Source organism: Lacinutrix cladophorae, from assembly GCF_053604645.1.
The window spans coordinates 1-212 of record NZ_JBSHNR010000117.1; the positions used below are offsets into that span (position 1 = coordinate 1).

The 212-nt window shown below is 39.2% G+C and carries 1 protein-coding gene; it reads left to right on the top strand.

All coding sequences use genetic code 11. From position 1 onward, the window contains the following. Positions 1-212 (top strand): SdrD B-like domain-containing protein (locus ACVC3Y_RS10245; protein WP_452226817.1); only part of this gene is annotated, 212 nt, incomplete at both ends.

Here is a 212-nt window from a genome sequence, read left to right on the forward strand (position 1 = left end):
ACATTACCAGCAGATGTAAGTGGTACTTTAACAACAGGAACTTCAGATCCTGAAACAGTAACCGTATTAGAAGGAGTTGAAACAGCAACAACCGATGACGGTTATGAACCAATAACTGCAGAATTAACAGGAGTTGTATTCGAAGATCTTAACGGCGATGGAATACAAGATCCAGGAGAAGAAGGAATAGAAGGAGTAGAAGTTGTAATTAC